The sequence below is a fragment of the Pseudomonas sp. YuFO20 genome, from assembly GCF_035064975.1.
GTDB classification, from domain to species: Bacteria; Pseudomonadota; Gammaproteobacteria; order Pseudomonadales; family Pseudomonadaceae; genus Aquipseudomonas; species Aquipseudomonas putida_AE.
Map to the genome: position 1 here is coordinate 1 of NZ_JAXDEO010000059.1, position 21,554 is coordinate 21,554.

Below are 21,554 nucleotides of genomic sequence, written 5' to 3' on the forward strand. Positions count from 1 at the left end.
CGCAAATCATTGCAGGAGCTGGCTTGCCAGCGAAGAGGCCCGATAGCGCGATGCAATATTCAAGGCCGCCTTCGCCGGCAAGCCGGGCTCCTACAGGTCCGCGGCGACCAGCGCAAATCATTGTAGGAGCTGGCTTGCCAGCGAAGAGGCCCGATAGCGCGATGCAATATTCGAGGACGCCATCGCCGTGATAAAGCTAAAAATCTTCATCGGCGGTAACATGAGCCCCCGTTCGCAGCCGGCCAGGCATGTGAAGGGGTACACAGCAGATACATTTTTCAGGTTCAGGAATTGCCAATGACTCAGTCGCAACGTTTGAAATACTCGATTCTGATCTCCCTCGTGGTACTGGGGACCATGTTTGGCCTTTCTTATTTGCAGAACACCGGCGTCATCAGCGAAAAACTGTTCCAGTACATCGCCATTGGCGTGGCGGTGGTCGTGGTGGTCATCAACGGCGTGATGCGCCGCAAGGTCAAGCCCTGAGCGGTGGCTCCGGCCCTGGCTTGATCAGTCGTTGTGCAGCAGGGCGGCGGCCCGGGGGTGGAGGCTGTAGCTTTTATCCGCATTGAGGACGATCACGCCTTCGCTGCACAGGCGTTTCAACACTTCGCGCACACTCAGAAACGACAGGGGAATGTCCAGCTCCAGCAAGTGGGTGTGCACGCCGCGCACGCCCAGGCTGCGGTCGTTTTCGGCGGCGGACAGCAGGGCGTCGATGACTTTGAGGCGAATCAGGCTGGTCCGCAAGCCAAAGCTCTTGAGCAGGACGCGGATCCGCTCGTTGCCGTTGCGCTCGGCAGGTTGGTCGAAAACACTGACCCTGCCCTTTGGCGCGTTGCTACCGTCCGTTGGCAGTTGCGAGTTGTACATTGCAAAAACTCCTTTTCAGAGCCTGATCGGGAAAAATTGGGCGCTCTTACAAAACAAGACGTATGAGCGTCACAAATCATGAAGACTTAAATGTAGAAATTTCGTCATCATTGTGTGATCGCTGCGTCAGGCGCCTTTGCAGTGCGGCCCGGGACCGCCATCCAGTCTCCTAAATTTTTCTCGTTTGTTTCGTCCCTAACAGGATGCGCAGTGCGTGTCAGTACGCAGAACTGTGACCCTCGTTTTTCGATCAGGAGCGAATGTGATTATTTCCAGCCAGTTGACCAGGTTGAGCCTGGCGGGTGTGTTTCTGGGGCTGAGTCTTGCGGCGAATGCGCGCAGTCAGCTGGAGCAGGCCAGTGCCGATATCCGCCGGACCAGTTTTGGCGTGCCCCATATCCGCGCCGCGGACGAGCGGGGCCTCGGTTACGGCATCGGCTATGCCTACGCTCAGGATAACCTGTGTTTGCTGGCCAATGAGATCCTTACGGTGAACGGTCAGCGTTCGCGGTTTTTTGGTCCCGACCAACTGACGGTCGAGGAGCGCGAAAACCAGGTCAGCGATCTTTTTTTCAATTGGTTGAACACCCCGCAGGCCGTGGCCGGGTTCTGGCAGGCGCAAACCCCTGAAGTACACGGGCTGGTCGAAGGTTATGTGGCCGGCTACAACCGCGCCCTGAGCGAGCGTCGGGCCCAGGGGCTGCCGGCGCAGTGCCAGGGCGACTGGGTGCGGGAAATCACTGCCAAGGACCTGGTCAAGCTGACCCGCCGCCTGTTGGTGGAAGGTGGCGTCGGGCAGTTTGCCGAAGCGCTGGCGGGCGCCACGCCGCCGGCTGCGGTCGCCGGCAATGACGGCAAACAGACAGCGTTCCAGGTGGCGGACCTGCGTATGCAGCGTTTTGCCTTGGACCGCGGCAGCAACGCGGTGGCGGTGGGTAGCGATCGGTCCTTCAATGGTCGCGGCATGTTGCTGGCCAATCCGCATTTCCCCTGGGTCGGCGGGATGCGCTTCTATCAAATGCACCTGACCATCCCCGGCAAACTGGATGTGATGGGCGCCGCGTTGCCAGGCCTGCCGCTGATCAACATCGGCTTCAACCAGCACCTGGCCTGGACCCATACCGTGGACTCGTCCAAACACTTCACCTTGTATCGCCTGCAATTGGACCCCAAGGATCCAACCCGCTATCTGCTCGACGGCAAGTCGCTGCCCATGAACAAGCAGACCCTGACGGTCGACGTCAAGCAGGCGGATGGCTCGGTCAAGGCCGTTTCCCATGTGGTCTACAGCTCGCAGTTCGGCCCGATTGTGCAGTGGCCGGGCAAGCTCGACTGGGATCGGCAGTTTGCCTACAGCCTGCGCGACGCCAACCTGGACAATGACCGGGTGTTGCAACAGTGGTACGCGATGAATCGTGCCGGCAGCCTCAAGGAGTTCCAGGCCTCGGTGCACCAGATCCAGGGCATCCCCTGGGTCAACACGCTGGCAGCGGACGATCAGGGGCAAACGCTGTACATGAACCTGTCGGTGGTGCCGAACGTGAGTGCGGCGAAGCTGGCCCAGTGCAGCGATCCGCGGATCGGCCTGCAGTTGATCGTGCTCGACGGTTCCAACAGCGCCTGTGCCTGGGACATCGACCCCCGGGCCGCGCAACCCGGTATTTTTGCCGCGGACCAGTTGCCGCAACTGTTGCGCAAGGACTTCGTGCAGCACTCCAACGATTCGGCGTGGATGGCCAATCCGGCGCAACCGCTGACCGGCTTCTCACCCTTGATCAGCCAGGACGGCCAGCCCCTGGGCCTGCGCTCGCGTTTTGCCCTGGATCGCCTGGGAACGCTGGCCAAGGCCGGTCCGGTCGCCGCAGCCGATTTGCAGCACATGGTGCTGGATGACCAGGTGTATCAGGCAGCGCAAGTGATGCCCGACCTGCTGCAGTTCTGCGCGGCGGACCTGGGCAGCGATGGGAAAACCCTGGCGCCGCTGTGTGCCAGTCTCAAGGCTTGGGATCGCAAGGCCAATCTCGACAGCGGCCTTGGCTTCGTGCACTTCCAGAATGTCATGGAGGCTCTGGAGCAGGCGCCTGATGTCTGGCGTGTGGCGTTCGATCCACTGGACCCGCAACACACCCCGCGCGGCCTGGCGGTCGATCGTGCGCAGGTGGCGCAAGCGCTGCGCCAGGCCATGCTGGCCTCGATCGAGCAGGTCAAGGCGTCAGGGCTCAACCAGAACAGCCATTGGGGTGACATCCAGGTGGTCAGCAGCGGCGGCCAGCAGACGCCGATCCATGGCGGGCCGGGCACGCTGGGGGTATACAACGCCATTCAAAGCGTGCCCCGCACCGATGGCAAACGCGAAGTGGTCAGCGGCACCAGCTATCTGCAGGTGGTGACCTTCGATGAAAAGGGCCCGCAGGCCAAAGGCCTGTTGGCGTTTTCGCTGTCCAGCGACCCGGCGTCGAAGTACGCCCGGGACCAGACGCTGGCGTTTTCGCACAAGCAGTTGAGTGTGTTGCCGTTCACTGAGCAACAGATCACCTCCGATCCGCACTATCAGGCGCAGACGATCCACGAGCAGGATGACAAGGCCGGGAAGGTGGCCGCGCAGTAGAATCGCTGGCATGTGAGGCAAACAATGAAGGCCGCACCCCGTCAGGGTGGCGGCCTTCAGCTTTTCGGCGGTTGCTGCGGGATGGCGTTCAGGATCGGGTTGCCGTCCTTGTTACGGGTCAGGTACACCGGCAGCACCTTGGGCAGGGTCGCCACCAGGGTGTTGAGCTCGCGGATGTTGTAGATGCCGCCGATGCGGATCGCGCCAGTGGCATTATCGGCCACCTGCACCGGGGTTTGCAGGTAGCGATTGATCAGCGGCAGCGCTTCGCTCAGCGCCAGGTCATCGAGGACCAGCTTGCCGTTGAGCCAGGCCAGGGAATTGTCGTCGTCGTAGGTCTGGCTGATCCGCGGAATCAGGTCGCCATGGCGAAAGCTGGCCTGCATGGCCGGGCCGAGCCGTAGCCCATCACCCGGCAGGTCATCGTTGCTGCTGACCAGTACCGAGCCTTCGACCAGGTTCACTTTCACCTGGTCTTCATACATCCAGACGTTGAAGCGGGTGCCGGTGACCCGGACCTTGCCTTCGGCGGCCTTGACCACGAAAGGGTGGCTGGCGTCGTGACTGACACTGAAGAAGGCCTCGCCTTTTTTCAAGGTGACTCGACGCTGATCCTTGTAGTTGCTGTACGTCAGCTCGGTGCCCAGGTTCAGTTCGACCTTGCTGCCGTCCTTGAGGGTGACCTGGCGAACGTTGTCGGTCGCCTCGAAATGCTCGTACGAGTCAGGCAACCAGCCCATGTTCCAACCGCTGTAGGCCGCCAACGGCAAGGCCAGCGCACACACGGCGGCGGCCATGCCGAAGGCCCGCCAGGGTGTCTGCGGTTTGGCGCGAACCAGGGGCACAACCGTTTCCGGACGCGGCAGGTCGCCAGCCACTTCCCAGATCTCGAGCATGGCCTCGTATTCGGACGCATGCAGTGGATGAACGTCTAGCCATTGTTCGAACGCCTGGCGCTCCTGCGCCGTGCAGTCAGGTGCATGCAGGCGCATGCACCAATGCGCAGCGGCATCGGTGATGGCGTCATATTGGGCTGGCGAGAGTGGGGTGTCGGTCATTGACTCATCCTGATTTCGCGCATTCTAACCTTGAGGGAAGTCTGCGAGAAACATCGATCATGGCAATTACCCATCAAAGTGTAATTATTTTCGATTCGGGCCCGGACAAGCGCAATGCGCAAAACTAAGGTTCGGCGCATTTTTATGGCGTTCAGGGGGTGGATACGGGCACGGGATCGAGTTGTCGACCCATTTGGCAGATCAGATACGCAATCGAGTCGGCGTTGCGCAAAATGGTGTCGATGCGCAGATCCGCGTTGACCGGGTTCCTGAAGGCGCTTCGAGCGTCTGCCATTTTCTTGCAGCCAGTAATCTTCAGGATGGCCTTGCCCGCGTTTTCGGCGCCGGGAATCGAGTCCAGGCTGATCCATTCCTGCAATTCGTTGCTCCAGCGGGCGAAGAGTTCATCCCTCGGGGTCGCCAGGGATAGCGCTTCTCGTTGATAGCGTTCCTGCCGGGTTTTCAAAGAGGCGCCAAAGCTGGTGATCGAGCTGATCAGGTCGCTGAAGGGGCGCCTCGCTTCAAGATAGGCAATATCTGCGCTTTGGGTAATGGCGTGCGAGAATTCATGAATCAGAGTGGCGGCCTGTGCATGTCCGTCGACATCGAAGGGTTCGGTCAGGCAAGCGTTGTATTGGCCGAGTTGTTGATCGAAAAACCGCTGGGTGAAATGCACATGTCTGCGTGAATCCTCGTCGATCACGAAGGCGATCAACACGTCCTGCGGGTCTTTGGTGGAGCCGACGACAAAGCGTTCGGTGTTCATCAAGTCATCATCCGGGTCGACAAGTGCCGTGCAGATCGGCGTGATCGCCTTTTTTATCTTGTCGAGCAGGTCGGTATCGACGTCTTTGACATCAAAGACGATTTTGAATAAACCGTCCAGCCGGGTGCCCTTAACAAGGTGCCGGGCCTGCGCGAGATTGTGCAAGCTGTTGAAGGCGTAATAACGGGCCAAATCGATGGCCTTCACGATTTGACTGGCTTTTGCCGGGTGACGAGCCCGGATCTGCTCCATGCCGACGGCTTCGATGTTCAATATTCGGCTGACTGCACGGCTTGACGTGTATTCGTTGATCATCTTCGACACGGCCTTGCCGTAGTGCACGGTATGCCGGTCCGGATCGATGACGAGTTGCTGGCTCGGCGTACTGCGCAGCGCAGGGCCGTCTACCAGGGTCTTGGTGATGCGCCAGACAGCGCCGGTTTTGGCGACGCGATAAACCTTCCCGGCGATCGCCGCATAGCGAAGTTTGCCGATGGAATCATCGTAGGTGCCATCCGCCTGGTTTTTAACCAGATCCTTCAATGCCACGGTCGTGGCTTCGAAGGGTTGCAGCAAGGTGCGTGCCGGTGCGGTCGGCTTTAATTGTGACCACTGCGCAGAGGCCAGATCGGTCTTCACAGGTTCTGTTTCCACCGTGGCGGGCACGGCCTCGGTCGAGGCGTGCAGCGACAAGCGCCCCAGCGAGACCATTTGCACGGCGCCGGCGATGAACTCCTGCAACGCCTGTTTCCAGTGGTGCTCCTGCAAGGCTTCGGCGGAATCCTTGAAGTGCTTGTAGCTATGCCACAGGAACGGCCCATAGGCGAGTTTGCCGGGTAACAGGCCCGCGACCAGTTTGATGCCCTTGCTGAACAGGTTTTTCGCCGCCTCCCATTCCGCCTGAGCGGTGATTTCCGACTGACTGCCAAGCAGGTGCGATATCAGCGTGACGTTGTCGGTAAATAGCTGCGCCAGCAGGTTGCCTTCGAGCGGGGAGGACGCGAGGGTGATCTCGCTGGGTTGCCCGACGGTGTCCTGGAGCAAGTTGCTGAACAGCGTTCGCTGATCCTCCGGAAGGCGGCGAATCAGCAAGTCCTGTAGCGGTCCGATTTTACAGAACGCCGAGACCAGGCTCGCCTCATTCTCGAACTCGGTGAACACCGAGCCTGAATGGTAAGGCGTATACAACACTTGCGGGCCTTCCTGCCCGGGGCCGGGGCCGATCAGGTACAGCCCCAGGGTTGCAGTGGCGTTGCCACCGGCGGTCTTGATCAATTCCAGCGGTCGAACGAGGGCGTGAGCACCTTGCACCGATGCGCGGGCCAGGCTGTCTGGCATATCCAGCACTTGCCGGATCAAATCGAACGCCGTGGAAGACAGCCGCTGTTGAAGGTGCAGTGCATGGGCATGCTGCATCAATTGCCAGGGCAGTTGAAGCATGAAACGTCGCTTGCGGGTAGCGGCTTCGTCGCTGTCTTCCAGGAGCTTGCCTGTCACTTGTTTGGCAAAGGCTGTCTGGACGTCGAGTGACAACAGAAGTTGGCGGATGGCACTTTGGTCCAGGCCTTGAGGAAGCGGCTCCCGTTCGCTTGACCTAATCGTGAATCCGGTGCCTTGAGCAACGCTGACATGGTTCAAGGCAAACTCGGTCAGGGTTCGGGAGGGGCCAGCCAGGGCCAGGTTGGGAGTGATCGCGATGTTGTCGGGGTCCAGTACTGCAGTGGGGAATCGGCTACCGAGCAACGATTTCAATCGACCATGTACAAAGGTGCGCAGGGTTGGCAGCCCGTGCAGGTAATCCTTGTCGTCGGTGACGTTGTGGCGGTATTGCTCCAGCAGTTCGATGTGCAATTGCTGTTCGTCGACGCCGGCCATGCCCAGCCACGCCGGCAAGGATTGCTGGTGGTTGATGGCCCGGGCGATGGCTGCGGCCCTGTGCAAATTGGTATCGCTGACCGTTTGTGCCAACTGCTCGAGCGCGGTGACCTGTTGCGCCGATGTCAGTGATTGCGAGCGCACGTATTCGCAGCCTGCCAAAAAACGCTCAATGGACGATTGCGCCAGCTCGTGCAGGACATTGCCTTCAATCAGCCGCAGTGACCCGAGTGAGTAACGTCGATGGAATTTACGTTGGGTGGGCGTGAGGTTTTCCAGCAATGCCAAGCGTTGCAGAGGGTCGAGCAAGCGCTGGTTCAGCACCCGTTTCAAGTCGCTGACATGGTTGAAGACTTCCAGGCCCTCGGCCGGTGTCCACAAAATGGCCCGCCCCGAATGCTGGGGGTCGAGTCCGCCACGCTCGGTCAGCACGACGCAATTGGCCAGCGGCAGGACGTTTTTTTCGCCGGAGCATTCCAGGACCAGTGTGTAGGCATCGGGCCGGAATCCATTGAGCGCGCGGCGGTTTTTCCGCTCAGGCTGATCAGGGTTGAATACCGTATCGACGATCGCCCGGTCGGCTTTGCGGAGCGTTGAATTGATCACTCGCAGATTGGCTTCCCCGCGAAGACCCACAGAAAGAGCGTGGGCCAAGCGGGGTTTCATGTTCGCAAGGTAGGTCTGCTGCACCGCCTGCGAGGTCAGCGGTTGCGCCGCAAACTCCGTCTTGATCGCCGATTCAACGTCGTTGAAGGTTTTTTCGAAGGCAGCGGCTTTATCCGCCAACACCGTGGACGGTTGCTGGGAGCCCGTTAACACCGGCCGGGTACTCCAGCGCCCATTGGCCTCCAGTGCGAGTAAACGCTCGCTGATCATGGCGCGTATATCCAGCGCCTTGTCGAACAAGGCATGGATGTCGACGGTGCCGTCGCTGTGACGAAACACTTGCAGGACGTATTCCAGGTTTTGCAGCTGTTTACGGATGATCGCTTCGAACAGCGTCGTGAATATTGCCCCGGACACCACTTCTCCGGTGACTTGCGGCTGATTGAAGCCGATAAAGCGGTTACGCTCCTCCAGGCTCAGGAGGCCGTAGATTTCGTCCTCGTGACCGCTGGCCTTGAACTTACTCAGCAAGGTGTCTTTCAAGTCCTTGTAATCTGCCAACACCTGCAGCCCTTGAGTCGGGGTGTAGAGGTAGGCGTTGGCGTGGCTGATCATCAGCGACCCCGCCAGTTCTACGTAATTGGCCTGGTATTCCCACAGTCGCACGGTCTCCAGCGTTGGGCTGCGGGCCGTGCCGGCAGCCGGTTGAATCAGTGTGTGCAAGGCGGTGCTTTGTTGCGCAGTGATGATTTCGGCTTCGCGCTTGAGCACAATATCTGCCCGCGCCTGTTCGCGAATGGCTCGGGCGAAAAACTCGCGACGCGTCGCACCGTCGGCGCTGCCGCCACTCCAAAAGCGCTCGACCTGCCGCGAAAGCAGGCTGATGAGTTTGCCGGCAGCGGTTTTGACGGCAGTTTCCCAGTGTTGCTGGTCGTTACCCTGTGGCGTTCTTTTGGGGTGGAAAAATTCAGGCTCCTGCCCCGCAGGCCACCGCTGGTCGCGGTAGTACGACAGCACTGCGGCACTCAAAGACATGGATTGGAGCCAGCGCCGTACAGGTGGATTGTCTTGCTCGGTGGGAGAGGTGGCGTAAAAGTTGACCCGGGTCTGACTCTGCTCCAACCCCGGAAACGATGAACCCAGCAGCTCATCGAGAAGGGTGTCGAGCAGCGAACCGAGTGTCGGCAGTTCACTTAATTCGTCGAGCAAGGCTTGATCATTCAGCCCCTGGTTTGCGGTGAGGGCGTTTCGCTGATGCTCAAACACTTCACCCTCGATGGCCTCGAAGCTCACTTCAATGTGCCTGGTTGCTGCGAGTGTCTTGCGCCGGGCCAGCGACATGAACGCGAGTAGATCGTCGTCTTCGGTCGCGGGGTTCAGTTGTTTTTCGAGCTCATCGATCAAGGTTTCGCGACTGTCGAGCTTCCTGATGCCGCCATAGGGCGTGTAGAGAATCAGCGCTTTATCGTCCGGGGTGTCGCTCAACACGAAACTGCCGGCCAAGGTTGTCGGGGCATGACCGTTGATAGTCAGCAGGATACTTTCGGCGAGCATCGGCGGGCGCTGTTGACTGCGCGAGGACTGGGTGGCCAGTTCCAGGTGACTGAACCATTCGAAATCCTTTTGCGTAAGTCCATGGGTTTTGCCCAGGTCGACCCAGAACCCGGGGGACTTCAAGGCTTCGGGAAAAAGCAGTGGGGCGCTAGGTGTAGGCATCGTCGAATCTCAAATAGGGCGCGGCTGCGGGCGCATAGGGTTTGAGTGTCGAGACTAAAAGTCGGTGCTGTGGCGCGGGTGGTAGATAGTTAACGCACGGGGCCAGGGGATTCGTGCAGAGGCCTGCTATGGAAAGGTTGACAGGTCACTGGTGGCGCGTTGTTAATCGGCGGTCTAGCTACGCTGTTGCCCCCTCCAAAAAATAATTAGTCTGGAGCTTCAGATGTCCGCGCCACACGATCCTGTATCTACTGTTGCCTCGCAAAACCTGTCCCTGGACCAACTGACGGCATTGCTTGAGCAGATTTTCCTGCGTCATGGCACCTCTGGCGACGTCGCCCGGGTGCTGGCGCAAAACTGCGCCGGCGCCGAACGCGATGGTGCCCACAGCCATGGCGTTTTCCGCATTCCCGGTTATGTCTCGACCCTGCAAAGCGGTTGGGTCAATGGCCAGTCCGTTCCGGTGGTCGAGGATGTGGCAAGCGGGTTTGTCCGGGTCGACGCCGGTAACGGATTTGCCCAACCGGCCCTGGCGGCCGCGCGCCCGCTGCTGGTGGAGAAGGCTCGCAGCGCCGGCATCGCGGTGCTGGCGATCCGTAACTCCCATCACTTCGCGGCCTTGTGGCCGGACGTCGAGCCCTTCGCCTATGAAGGTTTGGTCGCGCTCAGCGTGGTGAATAGCATGACGTGCGTGGTGCCCCATGGCGCCGATCGGCCGCTGTTCGGCACCAACCCGATTGCCTTTGCCGCCCCGCGAGCCGACGGCGATCCGATCGTCTTTGACCTGGCCACCAGCGCCATTGCCCATGGCGATGTGCAGATTGCCGCGCGCAAGGGCGAACGTTTGCCGCCGGGCATGGGCGTCGACAGCCTTGGTCAACCGACCCAGGATCCCAAGGCGATCCTCGAAGGGGGCGCATTGCTGCCGTTCGGCGGGCACAAGGGTTCAGCGCTGTCGATGATGGTGGAGTTGTTGGCGGCTGCCTTGACCGGGGGTAATTTTTCCTTCGAGTTCGACTGGAAAAGCCATCCCGGTGCCAAGACGCCGTGGACTGGCCAGTTGCTGATCGTGATCGATCCGAGCAAGGCGGCGGGGCAGGGGTTTGCCGAACGCAGCCAGGAGCTGGTGCGGCAGATGCATGGCGTGGGGCTCAAGCGCTTGCCGGGGGATCGGCGCCACACTCAGCGTGCCAGGTCCCAGGTCGAGGGCATTGCGCTGGAGGCCTCGGAGCTGGCGAAGCTGCGGGAGCTGGTCGGTTTGTAGGAGCGAGCTTGCTCGCGATGGTGGCCAACGATGACGCGGGGCACCTGATGCCCCGAGGCGTCCTCGAGTTTTTCGCGAGCAAGCTCGCTCCTACACAGGGAACAGCGGGTCAGCGGCGAGACAGTAGCAGGCCGACTACCAGCCCGAAACCGGCGGAAACCGCCACGGTTTGCCACGGGTGACCACCGATGTAGCTTTCGGTGGCATCGACCGCCGGGATGGCCCGCTGCCGGACGCTGGTGACCGAGTCCCGGGCCTGTTGCAGTTTCTGGGCGATTTGCCCACGCAGGGTTTCGGCTTCCTCACCGACCAGTGAGGCACTGCTCTTGAGCAGTTTTTCAGATTCTTCGATCAGCGACTGCAGCTCGCTGAAGGCTTGATCCTTGATTTGATCTTCGGCGGCTTGCAGGGCGGTTTTGCGGGCCATTGAAGTACTCCTTGCGGTGATTGGACAGTGAACAATGGAGTGTCTGGCGCTGGAAAAAGTTGCAGGGATTTTGCCTGTTCGCTCGATCCGCCAGAAAAACCAGAGCAGGGCGATTCTTCCTACAGTGTAAGATGTCGCCTATTTACGCAGCAGGAAAAATCCCATGAGTTTCAATCTAGCCGACAAACCCCTCGCCGAGCGCGCCGCGCTGGAAGACGAGAAATCCCGTCTGTTCGAGCTTTGGCAAAACAATCTGGGCAAAGCCAAGGGCGAAGCCGCGCGCCTGTTCGGCGAACGCGCCAAGCGCAAGGGCAAGTGGGCCGAGTGGGTCCGCGCCGAACTGGACGGCATGTCGCCGCCGGAGTTTTCGAACATGGTGCGCAGCGAAGTCAATCGGCTGATGGCGGCCAAATAATCTCAACGGCCGTACCCAATTCACTGTAGGAGTTGGCTTGCCAGCGAAGAGGCCCGAATGTGCGATGCACTTTTCAAAGCCGCCTTCGCCGGCAAGCCGGCTCCTACAGGAAGCAGGCAACAATCGCTTCGCGCACTTTCATGACCACCGGATCCAGCTGGGCACCAGTCCGCCAGCCCATTTCGATCGGATAGCGCGGCAACACCAGGGGGCAGGGCAGCAGTGCCAGGCCGCTGAGTGCCGCGATGCTCCTGGCCGCGTGCGCCGGGATGGTTGCCACCGCCTGGCTGCCCTTGAGCAGGTGCGGCAACGCCGCAAAGTGGGTGGTGGAGGCGCAGACCCGTCGACTCAGGCCCAGCGCCGCCAGCCCCTCGTCGGTGATCCCGATAAAGCCGCCCGACGACACCAGAATGTGCTCACGGGCGACGAACTCCTCGAGGCTGATGGCCTGTTGTCCCTCGGTCAGACTGATCGGCTCGACCAGACACAAATAATCTCCCTCACCCAGCACCTGTCGGCTGAGCAGACGCTCGGCAAAGCCGCCGGCGGTGATCGCCAGGTCGATACTGCGTTCCATCAGGGCCTGGGCGACGATCTGGCTGTGGGTCTGGCGAAAAATCAGCCTCAGTCCGGGCGCGCACCGGGCAATTTCCTCGATCAGGCGCCGGCCGTAGGCGATCTCGAAATCATCCGAAAGCCCCAGGGTCACGGAGCGGCCTTCGAAATGGTTGGCCATCGGATCGACCATCGCCAGGCTCTGCCGGCATTTGTTCAGGGCCTCGCTGAGCACCGGCTTCAACTGGTTGGCCTTAAGCGTGGGTGCCAGGCCGCGACCGGTGCGCACGAATAACTGATCGCCATACACCTCGCGCAAACGCCGTAAAGCTGCGCTGACAGCCGATTGCGTCACCCCCAGGCGCACTGCCGCGCGGCTGGCACTGGATTCTTCATGCAGGGCTTCGAAGACTTTGAGCAGATTGAGATCGAGGGAGGCGATATTCATGTGGTTCATATCATTCAGCAGTGAGTTGCTCTTTATTGATGATCCGATGTCGGCCGAGAATGAGCAACACCTGATGCCAACGGAGTCACCGCAAATGCCCAAGTCAATCGTTGCCGCCCTGCAGATCGGTGCCTTGCCCGGTGGCAAGGCCGACACCCTGGAACTGATCCTGTCGTATGAAAGGGCGATCGTCGAAGCCGGCGCCGCGCTGGTGGTCATGCCCGAAGCACTCTTGGGCGGTTATCCCAAGGGCGAGGGGTTCGGCACTCAACTGGGTTATCGCTTGCCCCAGGGGCGCGAGGCCTTTGCCCGCTATTTCGCCAACGCCATTGATGTGCCTGGCGTCGAGACCGAAGCACTGGCGGGGCTGTCGGCGCGCACCGGGGCCAACCTGGTGATCGGCGTGATCGAGCGCGCCGGCAGTACCTTGTATTGCACCGCGCTGTATTTCGACCCCCAGGCCGGATTGCTCGCCAAGCACCGCAAGCTGATGCCGACCGGCACCGAACGGCTGATCTGGGGCATGGGCGACGGTTCCACCTTGCCGGTGCTCGACAGCCAGGTCGGGCGCATCGGTGCGCTGGTGTGTTGGGAAAACATGATGCCGCTGCTGCGCACCGCGATGTACGCCAAAGGCGTGGAGGTGTGGTGCGCGCCGACCGTGGATGAGCGGGAGATGTGGCAGGTGAGCATGCGCCATATTGCCCACGAGGGGCGCTGCTTCGTGGTCAGCGCATGCCAGGTCCAGGATTCGCCGCAAGCCCTGGGGCTGGAGATCGCCAACTGGCCGGCGGACCGGCCGTTGATTGCCGGTGGCAGCGTGATCATCGGGCCGATGGGGGATATCCTGGCCGGACCGCTACGGGATGGGCCTGGTCTGCTTTGCGCTGAAATTGACACCGATGACCTGATCCGCGCCCGATACGACTATGACGTAGTCGGTCACTATGCGCGTCCGGATGTGTTCGAATTGACGGTGGATGAGCGGGCCAAACCCGGTGTTCGTTTCACCACATGACCACTGTGGGAGCGAGCTCTCTCCCACGGGGATCCGCGCTGCGCATGGAGGCGTTCCTGTTTGTAGAAGGGCTGTGCCATCAGCGGTCCAGCCCTGAAACCTTGGTGGTCTACTGTGCGGCAGCTGCCTTTGCTGCGGGTTCAAGCCTGGTCGGCACGTCGGGGTTCTCCATGACCTGGAGAATCGAGGCTTCCGGATCGAAATCGTCTTCTTCCAGTTCGATGAATTCTTCAGGCAGGAAGATATTCAGCACGATGGCGCACAGTGCACCGACGGTGATCGGCGATTCGAAAATGTTGTGCAGCGCCTTGGGCAGCTCGCGCAACACCTCCGGTACCGCCGCCACACCCAGGCCCATGCCGATGGAAATCGCCACGATCAGCATGTTGCGTCGATGCAGTCCGGCTTCGGCGAGGATCTTGATCCCGGCCACGGCGACGGTGCCGAACATCACGAGCTCAGCACCGCCCAGCACCGGCTTGGGCATCAGCTGCAGCACCGCGCCGATCATCGGGAACAGCCCCAGTATGACCAGCAGGCCGGCAATGAAAAACGCCACGTAACGACTGGCCACGCCGGTCAACTGGATCACCCCGTTGTTCTGCGCGAAGGTCACCATTGGCATGCTGTTGAACACTGCGGCCATGGCCGAGTTGAGGCCGTCGGCCAACAGACCGGACTTGATCCTGCGAATGTACACCGGGCCCTTGACCGGTTGCCGGGAAATCATCGAGTTGGCGGTCAGGTCACCGGCTGCTTCCAGCGGCGACACCAGGAAAATCACCGCCACCGGGACGAACGCCACCCAGTCGAAGGAAAAACCATACTTGAACGGTACCGGCACGCTCATCAGCGGCACGGCGGGCAGGCTGGCGAAATCGACGTGGCCCAGCAGCCAGGCGACGACGTAGCCGAGGGTCAGGCCGATGACGATCGCGCCCAGGCGCAGAAACGGCACGTCCACCCGGTTCAACACCACGATGGTGCCCAGCACCAGTGCCGCCAGGCCCAGGTGACTGGCCGCGCCGAGGTCGGGGGCGCCGAAGCCGCCAGCGATGTCGGTCATGGCGACCTTGATCAACGACAGGCCCATCAGGGTGATGATGGTGCCGGTTACGACCGGGGTGATCAGCATTCGCAGCTTGCCGATGAACTGGCTCAAGACCACTTCGATGAAGGCGGCAAAGAAGCACACGCCGAAGATCGTCGAGAGGATTTCATCGGTGCCGCCGCCCCGGGCCTTGACCATGAAACCGGCACTGAGGATCACGCTGATGAACGAGAAACTGGTGCCTTGCAGGCACAACAGGCCCGAACCGACCGGACCGAAACGCCGCGCCTGGACGAAAGTGCCGAGGCCGGAGACGAACAGCGCCATGCTGATCAGGTAGGGGATTTCACTCTGCAAGCCCAGGGCACTGCCCATGATCAGCGTCGGGGTGATGATGCCGACGAAGCTGGCGAGCACGTGTTGCAGGGCGGCGAACACCGTGGCGGTGAGGTGCGGGCGGTCGTCGAGGCCGTAGATCAGGTCGTTGTGGCGCGGGGTTTTTTCTGGGGAAGTCATGGTTTGCGTGCCGGGAGGCGGGGCCGGGTCAGAAAATGGAGGCGCAGGATGCCAGAAAGACTATTTTGTGGCGAGCGATGAGCCTGATACCCAACACAATCCCTGTGGGAGCGGGCTTGCTCGCGAAGGCTGTGTGTCAGTCGATGTATATGTTTGATGACACGCCGCCTTCGCCAGCAAGCCCCCACAGGGACGTGGGTATTTACGAAAATGCTGCGAGCAAATCCTCTTCAAACGCTTTCTGCGCATCCCCCGGCACCTGGGCTCGATGGCGAGCCAGATGAAACGCCACCTCGAAACTCAAGCCAGCGCGACGCACCGGCCGCAGCAAACCCTTGTCTTCCCAGCTGCGGGCAAAGTGACTGGGCAGGTAGCCGATGTGCTTGCCGGACAGAATAAAGGCGAGGGTGCCTTCGACCTGCTCCGCACGCGCCGAACACAGCTTTCCTTGAAAGGGTTCGTCGCTGCGCAGGAAGCGGTAGGGGTGATCGACCTGATCGCAGGCCTGCAGGGCCTCATCATCCGGCGCCTCATCGGTGAACAGCGGATGGCCCACGGCGCAGTACAAGTGCTGGGTTTCGCTGAACAGCTGGTGGTAGTCAAACGCGCCTTGGATCTGCGAGAAATACCCGATGGCCAGGTCCAGCCGCTGCTGCAGCAGCAATCGCTCCATGTCGCCGGGCATGGCGCTCATCAACTCGATGCGCACCGATTCGTCACGCTCGCGAAAGCGCCGGATCGCCTCGGCCACCCGCTGCAACACCGATTGATCCAGTGCTTCGGACACCCCCAGGCGCACCTCGCCGATCAGGCGCCCGGCCACCCCGTTGGATTGATGACGGAACGCTTCGATGGACTGGAACAGGCCGCGCGTCGCGATGAGCAGTTGTTCGCCCTTGGGCGTGATGCGAAATCCGCCCTTGCCACGGCTGCACAAGCGATAGCCGAGGCGGGTTTCCAGCTTGGCCATTTGCTGGCTGATGCTCGACTGGCTCAAGCCCAGCTCACCCTGGGCGGCGCTGAAGCCGCCGCATTCCACGACGCTGACAAACAGGCGCAGCAGTTGCAGGTCCAGATCATGCAATTGACCGAGCATCAAACATTACTCCGGGATAATGTCAGCGTAATAATCTTTATATTTTACCAATGTAACCGAGGACGCATCCTGCAGCCACTTCCCCCGGTCAGGTGATCGTCATGGCTCCCGTGTTCAAGATGTGTGTCCCCGCGCTGTTCCTTGCCATGGCCGCCGCGGCCGAGGCGGAGGATAAGGAGGTCAACCTCTACAGTTGCACCACTTTCCGTAGCCGCCAATAACAAGGAGCCTCCAATGGACGTCCCCGTGCAGAACGATCAGGCCATCACCCGTGACAGCCTTTATGGCACCGCCGCCGAAAGCACCTACGCCGGCATCACCAGTTTCATGCGTCGACGCTACAGCCGCGACTTGCGCGGCGTCGACGTCGCGGTCAGCGGCGTGCCGTTCGACACCGCCACCAGCAACCGCCCCGGCGCCCGCTTCGGCCCACGGGGGATCCGCGCCGCTTCCACCGGGATTGCCTGGGAGCGCCACTGGCCGTGGACCTTCGACCCCTTCGATCATCTGGCGGTGGTCGACTTCGGCGATTGCGACTTCGATTACGGGTCGCCGCAGTCGACACCCGAATGCATCGAAGCCCACGCCGAGCACATCCTCAATGCTGGCAGTGCGATGCTGACCTTCGGCGGCGATCACTTCATCACCTATCCGCTGCTCAAGGCCCATGCGCGCAAGCACGGTGCGCTGTCGCTGATTCACTTCGACGCCCACAGCGATACGTGGCCGGACGAGGAGGGCAAGCGTATCGACCACGGCACCATGTTCTGGCATGCGGCCAAGGAAGGGCTGGTCGATCCGTCGCGTTCGGTGCAGATCGGCTTGCGCACCACCAACGATGATTATCAGGGCTTCCAGGTGCTGGACGCGCGGCAAGTGCATAGGCGCGGCGTCGATGCGATCGTCGAGGCGATTCGCGCAAGGGTCGGTGACAACCCGGTGTACCTGACGTTCGACATTGACTGCCTCGATCCGGCGTTCGCGCCGGGCACCGGAACACCGGTGTGCGGTGGGTTGAGCACGGTGCAGGCGCTGGAAATTCTTGGTGGGTTGCGCGGAATCAACCTGGTGGGCATGGACGTGGTGGAAGTAGCGCCGGTCTATGACAATGCGGACATCACCTCCTTGGCGGCGGCGACGCTGGCGATGGAGATGCTGTGCCTGTATGCGGCCAAACATAAGGTCGACCGGTAACACGCTCCCCTTGTAGGAGCTGGCTTGCCAGCGAAGGCGGCGCCACAGTCAACATCGTGGTGTCAGACAGGCCCTCTTCGCTGGCAAGCCAGCTCCTACAGGTAACGGGGTCAGGCGACCGGGATTTTCGGCAGATCCAGGGTCACACCCCCGGTGAACCGCGCAAACGACCCGCTAATCGATTCATGGGGCACGCCTTTGGGCACATCGCTGACACCATCGAGCCGCGACAACTGCTCGGCATCCAGTTGCACGTTCAGCGCCCCCAGGGTTGCATCCAGCTGTTCGCGGGTACGCGAGCCCAGGATCGGAATCAGCGTCGTGGTCGAGCGCCTGGCTTGTTCGCGCAGCCAGGCGATGGCCACGTGGGTCGGGCTCACACCCAGTTCCTCCGCGACGGCCAGCAGGGTGTCGAGCAGGGCGGTTTCCCGGGCGCTTTTCTCGGCGTGAACCAGCATCCCCAGTTTGCTCGCGCGGTTATCGCCATCGCCAGTGCGGTACTTGCCGGTAAGGAAGCCGCCGCCCAATGGCGACCATAGCGTTGCGGCCAAACCCAGGGCTTCGGCCATGGGCAGTTGTTCACGTTCGGCGGTGCGTTCGGCCAGGCTGTACTCGACCTGGATCGCCGCAATCGGGGCGAAACCGCGCACTTCGGCCAGCAGGTCGGCGCGGGCGATGCGCCAGGCCGGAAAGTTCGACAGCCCGGCGTAATGGATCTTGCCGGCGCGGACCAGGTCGTCGAAACCACGCAGGATCTCTTCCATCGGCGTCACGCCGTCGCTCATGTGCGCCCAGAACAGATCGATGTGATCGGTCTTCAGTCGTTTCAGGCTCTCCTCCACGGCGCGAACCATGTTCTTGCGGTTGTTGCCGGTGTGGGAAATGCCAGCGTCCGGCGTGGTGCCCAGCGTGTATTTAGTGGCGATGACCAGGCGATCGCGTTCCGCGGCGATGAATTCGCTGAGCATGGCTTCCGACTGACCAGCCTGGTAGCCGTTGGCGGTGTCGATGAAATTGCCGCCGGCCGCCAGGTAGCCATCAAAAATGCCCTTGGCTTCTTCGCGCTCGGCACCATGGCCCCAGCCGGTGCCAAAGTTGCCGGCACCCAGGGCCAGTTCGGAAACCCGCAAGCCGGTTTTACGGCCGAAAACTTTGTAATGCATGGGGAGAACTCCTGAGGACACGCCTGCTTGTTTAAATGTTGTACGTCATTTATTAAATATGATACCAATCATATAATCCGTCAAGACACTTTTCCCCGGGTCCAATAGCGCAAGCCCGGCGCGATATTTCACAGAAGCCAGCGACGACGGATGGCATACTGCCGCGCATGAATGTCGACTCTCCCCTCAGTGCCTGGCAGCACGCGATCGAACAGAAGGGTTTCGTCCAGGACGAGGCCCAGGAACATGCCGTCTGGGCCTTGCAAAAGTGCCATGAAGCGCTGCATGAAGGCCGCAAGCCGATCATGGGCGTCTACCTCTGGGGCCCGGTCGGGCGGGGCAAGACCTGGTTGATGGACCAGTTCTACCAACACCTGCGGGTGCCGGCCCGGCGGCAGCACTTTCATCATTTCATGGGTTGGGTGCACCAGCGTTCATTTCAGCTGACCGGTACCGCCGATCCGTTGCAGGCCTTGGCTCGCGAGCTGAGCGAAGAGGTGCGCGTGCTGTGTTTTGACGAGTTGTTCGTCAATGACATCGGTGACGCGATCATTCTCGGGCGCTTGTTCCAGGTGATGTTCGAACAGGGCGTGGTGGTGGTCTGCACCTCCAATCTGCCCCCGGACCAGTTGTACGCCGACGGCTTCAACCGCGACCGCTTCATGCCGGCCATCGCCGCGATCAAGCAGCACATGCAGGTGATCGCGGTGGACGGTGGCGAAGATCATCGCCTGCACCCGGGGCAGGGCTTGCAACGTTACTGGGTCACCGAGCCCGGTCAGCCCAGCGCGCTGGCTGAGGTTTTCCGGATGCTGACGGTTGGCCAAGGGGTTTCCAACGAGCCGATCAAGGTCGGTTATCGTACGCTGCCGGTGGTGCAGGCCAGCCAGGGTGTGCTCTGGTGCCGCTACGCTGACCTCTGTGAGCAGCCCTTTGCCGCGATGGATTTCATGGCCCTGTGCGACCGCTTCAGCGCTATTCTTTTAAGCGACGTGCCCAACCTCAGCGCGCAAAAACGTGCCGGGCGCATCGCCCGGGGCACTGAAGACGGTGCCGTGCGGGTGGAGGCCGGGGATCGTGAGTTGCCGCAATTGTCGGTGCACGACGACGGTGTGCGGCGTTTCATCGCGCTGGTGGACGAGTGCTACGACCGCAAGGTGCCGCTGTACCTCGAAGCCCAGGTGCCCATGGACTCGCTCTACACCGAGGGCTACCTGGAATTTCCGTTCCGCCGCACCCTCAGTCGCCTGCAGGAGATGCAGTTGCAACGTTTCGCCGAGGCGTGAAATCCAGGAGGCGTGAAGATGAATCAACCTCTGTCGCATCATTTTTTGACCATGGCTTATCAGAATGCCTGGGCCAATCACCGACTGGCCAAGGCCTGGTGCCAGTTGAGCGAGGATGAGCTGGCGGCGCCCCGGGTCAATTTCTTTCCCAGTCTGCGCGCCACCCTCAACCACATCCTGACCTGCGACTGGTTCTACGTGGATGCCCTGGAGCGCGACCTGCGCGGTGATGATCCCCATCCTGATTGTCATGTGTTCTTCAAGGACGACGAGCCGGTTACCCGGGCGCACGAGCTCAAGCGCGAACAGGCCCAGGTCGACCGACGCTTGATTGCCTACTGCGAGCAGATGCGCGATGTGGACCTGGGCAAGATCGTGACCATCGCCCGGGACACCCCGCAATACGACAGCCGCCTGCGCCTGCTGTCACATCTGTTCGAGCACCAGCTCCATCATCGCGGGCAGGTTCACGCGATGCTCAGTGGTACTTCGGTTAAGCCGCCGCAGCTGGACGAGTTTTTTTGTGCCGGGGAGTCTTCGTTAAGGGCTGAGGATTTTGCCGAGCTGGGGTGGACTGAAGCACTGATCTGGGGACATTAAGATCAAAAGATCGCAGCCTTCGGCAGCTCCTACAAAGGCGGCGATCTTTTGATCTTAAGGTCTTGAAGCCACAACGCCGCTCGCGATATGTTCCCCAGGCCTTCCAGCGCGAACAACGTACTGGGGCAAGTCATCGAGGATGGAAATGGATTCCGCAGAAATTCTTGTGCTTCAAGCCAGCTACACCAATCCGGTGCATGCCGAGGCGATTGGCCTGGTGTTGAACAGTTACGCCGAAGATCCAATGGGCGGTGGTCACTCCCTTCCGGCCACTGTGCTGGAGCATCTGCCGGCTGAGTTGGCCAAGCGCCCTCATGCGTTCAGCGTGCTGGCCTTTGTCGGCGGCGAGCCGGCCGGGCTGGTCAATTGCTTCGAAGGGTTTTCGACCTTTGCCTGCCGGCCATTGGTCAACGTGCACGACGTGGCGGTGGTACCCAAGTTTCGCGGCCTGGGACTGAGCCAGCGGATGCTTGACAAAGTCGAGGACATTGCCCGTCAGCGCGGCTGCTGCAAGATCACCCTGGAGGTGCTGGAAGGCAATGCGGTGGCGCAGGCGTCCTACGGCAAGTTCGGCTTTGCCCCGGGCGAGTTCGATCCGGCGCATGGGCGCATGATGTTCTGGATCAAGCCGCTGTAATCCTGACTGTACCTGTACCTGTACCTGTAACTGTAGGAGCGAGCTTGCTCGCGATGGGCCAGAGAGCTCCGCGTTTAGCCAGTCAACACGCGTTATCGTTGACGACCATCGCGAGCAAGCTTGCTCCTACAGGAACGCGGGTAGTCAGAGGTTAATCTTTTGGCCGGTAGGACTCGGTCATTTGCGCGGTTTGATCGTCCGGTACCCGTAACTCTTTCGCCTGGTCTGGCGTGATGTTGCCCAACGCCACTTGCTGGCTGTAGTGCAGGGTTTCGTAGTAGTAGCGCATGCGTTCGGCCCCGCCTTCGGCAAAGGCGCTGGCGGAGCCCAAGGTCATCAGTACCGCGAGGATCAAGTTGGATCTTTTCATGGTGTGCCTCCC

18 protein-coding genes are annotated in these 21,554 nt (G+C 61.0%); 9 read left to right on the top strand and 9 right to left on the bottom strand.

Annotated features, from left to right (window positions below; all coding sequences use genetic code 11):
* Positions 1-297: 297 nt before the first annotated feature.
* Positions 298-486: a hypothetical protein gene (locus SOP85_RS25765; RefSeq protein WP_008061425.1), complete on the top strand. Its 189-nt coding sequence runs from the start codon at positions 298-300 to the stop codon at positions 484-486.
* A gap of 24 nt (positions 487-510) precedes the next feature.
* Here SOP85_RS25765 and SOP85_RS25770 read toward each other — a convergent pair whose 3' ends face one another.
* Positions 511-873, bottom strand: a complete 363-nt coding sequence (locus SOP85_RS25770) for a fe2+ zn2+ uptake regulation protein (protein WP_274078067.1) — start codon at positions 871-873, stop codon at positions 511-513.
* Positions 874-1,135: 262 nt separating this feature from the next.
* Here SOP85_RS25770 and pvdQ point away from each other — a divergent pair, with 262 nt between their 5' ends.
* The gene (gene pvdQ, locus SOP85_RS25775) at positions 1,136-3,481 is read left to right on the top strand and encodes a bifunctional acylase PvdQ (RefSeq protein ID WP_323628664.1); all 2,346 of its coding nucleotides are present in this window, start codon (positions 1,136-1,138) and stop codon (positions 3,479-3,481) included.
* 56 nt (positions 3,482-3,537) lie between these two features.
* Here the strand turns inward: pvdQ and SOP85_RS25780 are convergent, their stop codons facing one another.
* Positions 3,538-4,539 (bottom strand): FecR family protein, encoded by a 1,002-nt coding sequence (locus SOP85_RS25780; RefSeq protein WP_323628665.1) that lies wholly within the window; start codon positions 4,537-4,539, stop codon positions 3,538-3,540.
* 151 nt (positions 4,540-4,690) lie between these two features.
* Entirely contained in the window at positions 4,691-9,502 is a 4,812-nt protein-coding gene (locus tag SOP85_RS25785) for a dermonecrotic toxin domain-containing protein (protein ID WP_323628666.1), read from the bottom strand.
* A 223-nt stretch (positions 9,503-9,725) separates the two neighbouring features.
* Between SOP85_RS25785 and SOP85_RS25790 the strand changes: the two genes are divergently transcribed.
* Positions 9,726-10,766 (top strand): Ldh family oxidoreductase, encoded by a 1,041-nt coding sequence (locus tag SOP85_RS25790; RefSeq protein WP_323628667.1) that lies wholly within the window; start codon positions 9,726-9,728, stop codon positions 10,764-10,766.
* A gap of 109 nt (positions 10,767-10,875) precedes the next feature.
* Here the strand turns inward: SOP85_RS25790 and SOP85_RS25800 are convergent, their stop codons facing one another.
* On the bottom strand, positions 10,876-11,193 hold the full coding sequence (locus SOP85_RS25800; protein WP_323628668.1) for a DUF883 family protein: 318 nt from the start codon (positions 11,191-11,193) through the stop codon (positions 10,876-10,878).
* 163 nt (positions 11,194-11,356) lie between these two features.
* Between SOP85_RS25800 and SOP85_RS25805 the strand changes: the two genes are divergently transcribed.
* A complete protein-coding gene (locus tag SOP85_RS25805) occupies positions 11,357-11,608 on the top strand; it encodes a hypothetical protein (RefSeq protein WP_008061409.1) in 252 nt (83 codons plus the stop codon).
* Positions 11,609-11,711: 103 nt separating this feature from the next.
* Here the strand turns inward: SOP85_RS25805 and SOP85_RS25810 are convergent, their stop codons facing one another.
* Positions 11,712-12,620, bottom strand: a complete 909-nt coding sequence (locus tag SOP85_RS25810) for a LysR family transcriptional regulator (protein WP_323628669.1) — start codon at positions 12,618-12,620, stop codon at positions 11,712-11,714.
* Positions 12,621-12,705: 85 nt separating this feature from the next.
* Here SOP85_RS25810 and SOP85_RS25815 point away from each other — a divergent pair, with 85 nt between their 5' ends.
* Positions 12,706-13,629 (top strand): carbon-nitrogen hydrolase family protein, encoded by a 924-nt coding sequence (locus tag SOP85_RS25815; protein ID WP_323628670.1) that lies wholly within the window; start codon positions 12,706-12,708, stop codon positions 13,627-13,629.
* 109 nt (positions 13,630-13,738) lie between these two features.
* On the opposite strand, the gene SOP85_RS25820 is transcribed toward SOP85_RS25815, so the two are convergent.
* Both SOP85_RS25820 and SOP85_RS25825 read right to left on the bottom strand, forming a co-directional pair.
* Entirely contained in the window at positions 13,739-15,196 is a 1,458-nt protein-coding gene (locus SOP85_RS25820) for a nucleobase:cation symporter-2 family protein (RefSeq protein ID WP_323628671.1), read from the bottom strand.
* A 202-nt stretch (positions 15,197-15,398) separates the two neighbouring features.
* Positions 15,399-16,292, bottom strand: a complete 894-nt coding sequence (locus SOP85_RS25825) for a LysR family transcriptional regulator (RefSeq protein ID WP_323628672.1) — start codon at positions 16,290-16,292, stop codon at positions 15,399-15,401.
* Positions 16,293-16,526: 234 nt separating this feature from the next.
* Between SOP85_RS25825 and speB the strand changes: the two genes are divergently transcribed.
* Positions 16,527-17,486, top strand: a complete 960-nt coding sequence (speB, locus tag SOP85_RS25830) for an agmatinase (protein WP_323628673.1) — start codon at positions 16,527-16,529, stop codon at positions 17,484-17,486.
* A 110-nt stretch (positions 17,487-17,596) separates the two neighbouring features.
* On the opposite strand, the gene SOP85_RS25835 is transcribed toward speB, so the two are convergent.
* The gene (locus SOP85_RS25835) at positions 17,597-18,649 is read right to left on the bottom strand and encodes an aldo/keto reductase (RefSeq protein ID WP_323628674.1); all 1,053 of its coding nucleotides are present in this window, start codon (positions 18,647-18,649) and stop codon (positions 17,597-17,599) included.
* Between the two features lie 167 nt (positions 18,650-18,816).
* Here SOP85_RS25835 and zapE point away from each other — a divergent pair, with 167 nt between their 5' ends.
* The 3 genes from zapE to SOP85_RS25850 all read left to right on the top strand — a co-directional run bounded on the left by zapE (position 18,817) and on the right by SOP85_RS25850 (position 21,172).
* The gene (zapE, locus tag SOP85_RS25840) at positions 18,817-19,935 is read left to right on the top strand and encodes a cell division protein ZapE (protein WP_274075867.1); all 1,119 of its coding nucleotides are present in this window, start codon (positions 18,817-18,819) and stop codon (positions 19,933-19,935) included.
* Positions 19,936-19,953: 18 nt separating this feature from the next.
* The gene (locus SOP85_RS25845) at positions 19,954-20,535 is read left to right on the top strand and encodes a DinB family protein (RefSeq protein ID WP_323628675.1); all 582 of its coding nucleotides are present in this window, start codon (positions 19,954-19,956) and stop codon (positions 20,533-20,535) included.
* A gap of 145 nt (positions 20,536-20,680) precedes the next feature.
* Positions 20,681-21,172 (top strand): GNAT family N-acetyltransferase, encoded by a 492-nt coding sequence (locus SOP85_RS25850; RefSeq protein WP_274075865.1) that lies wholly within the window; start codon positions 20,681-20,683, stop codon positions 21,170-21,172.
* Between the two features lie 151 nt (positions 21,173-21,323).
* Here the strand turns inward: SOP85_RS25850 and SOP85_RS25855 are convergent, their stop codons facing one another.
* Positions 21,324-21,542 carry a hypothetical protein gene (locus tag SOP85_RS25855; RefSeq protein WP_323628676.1) on the bottom strand — a complete coding sequence of 73 codons (219 nt, stop codon included), beginning with the start codon at positions 21,540-21,542 and terminating at the stop codon, positions 21,324-21,326.
* Positions 21,543-21,554: the final 12 nt, after the last annotated feature.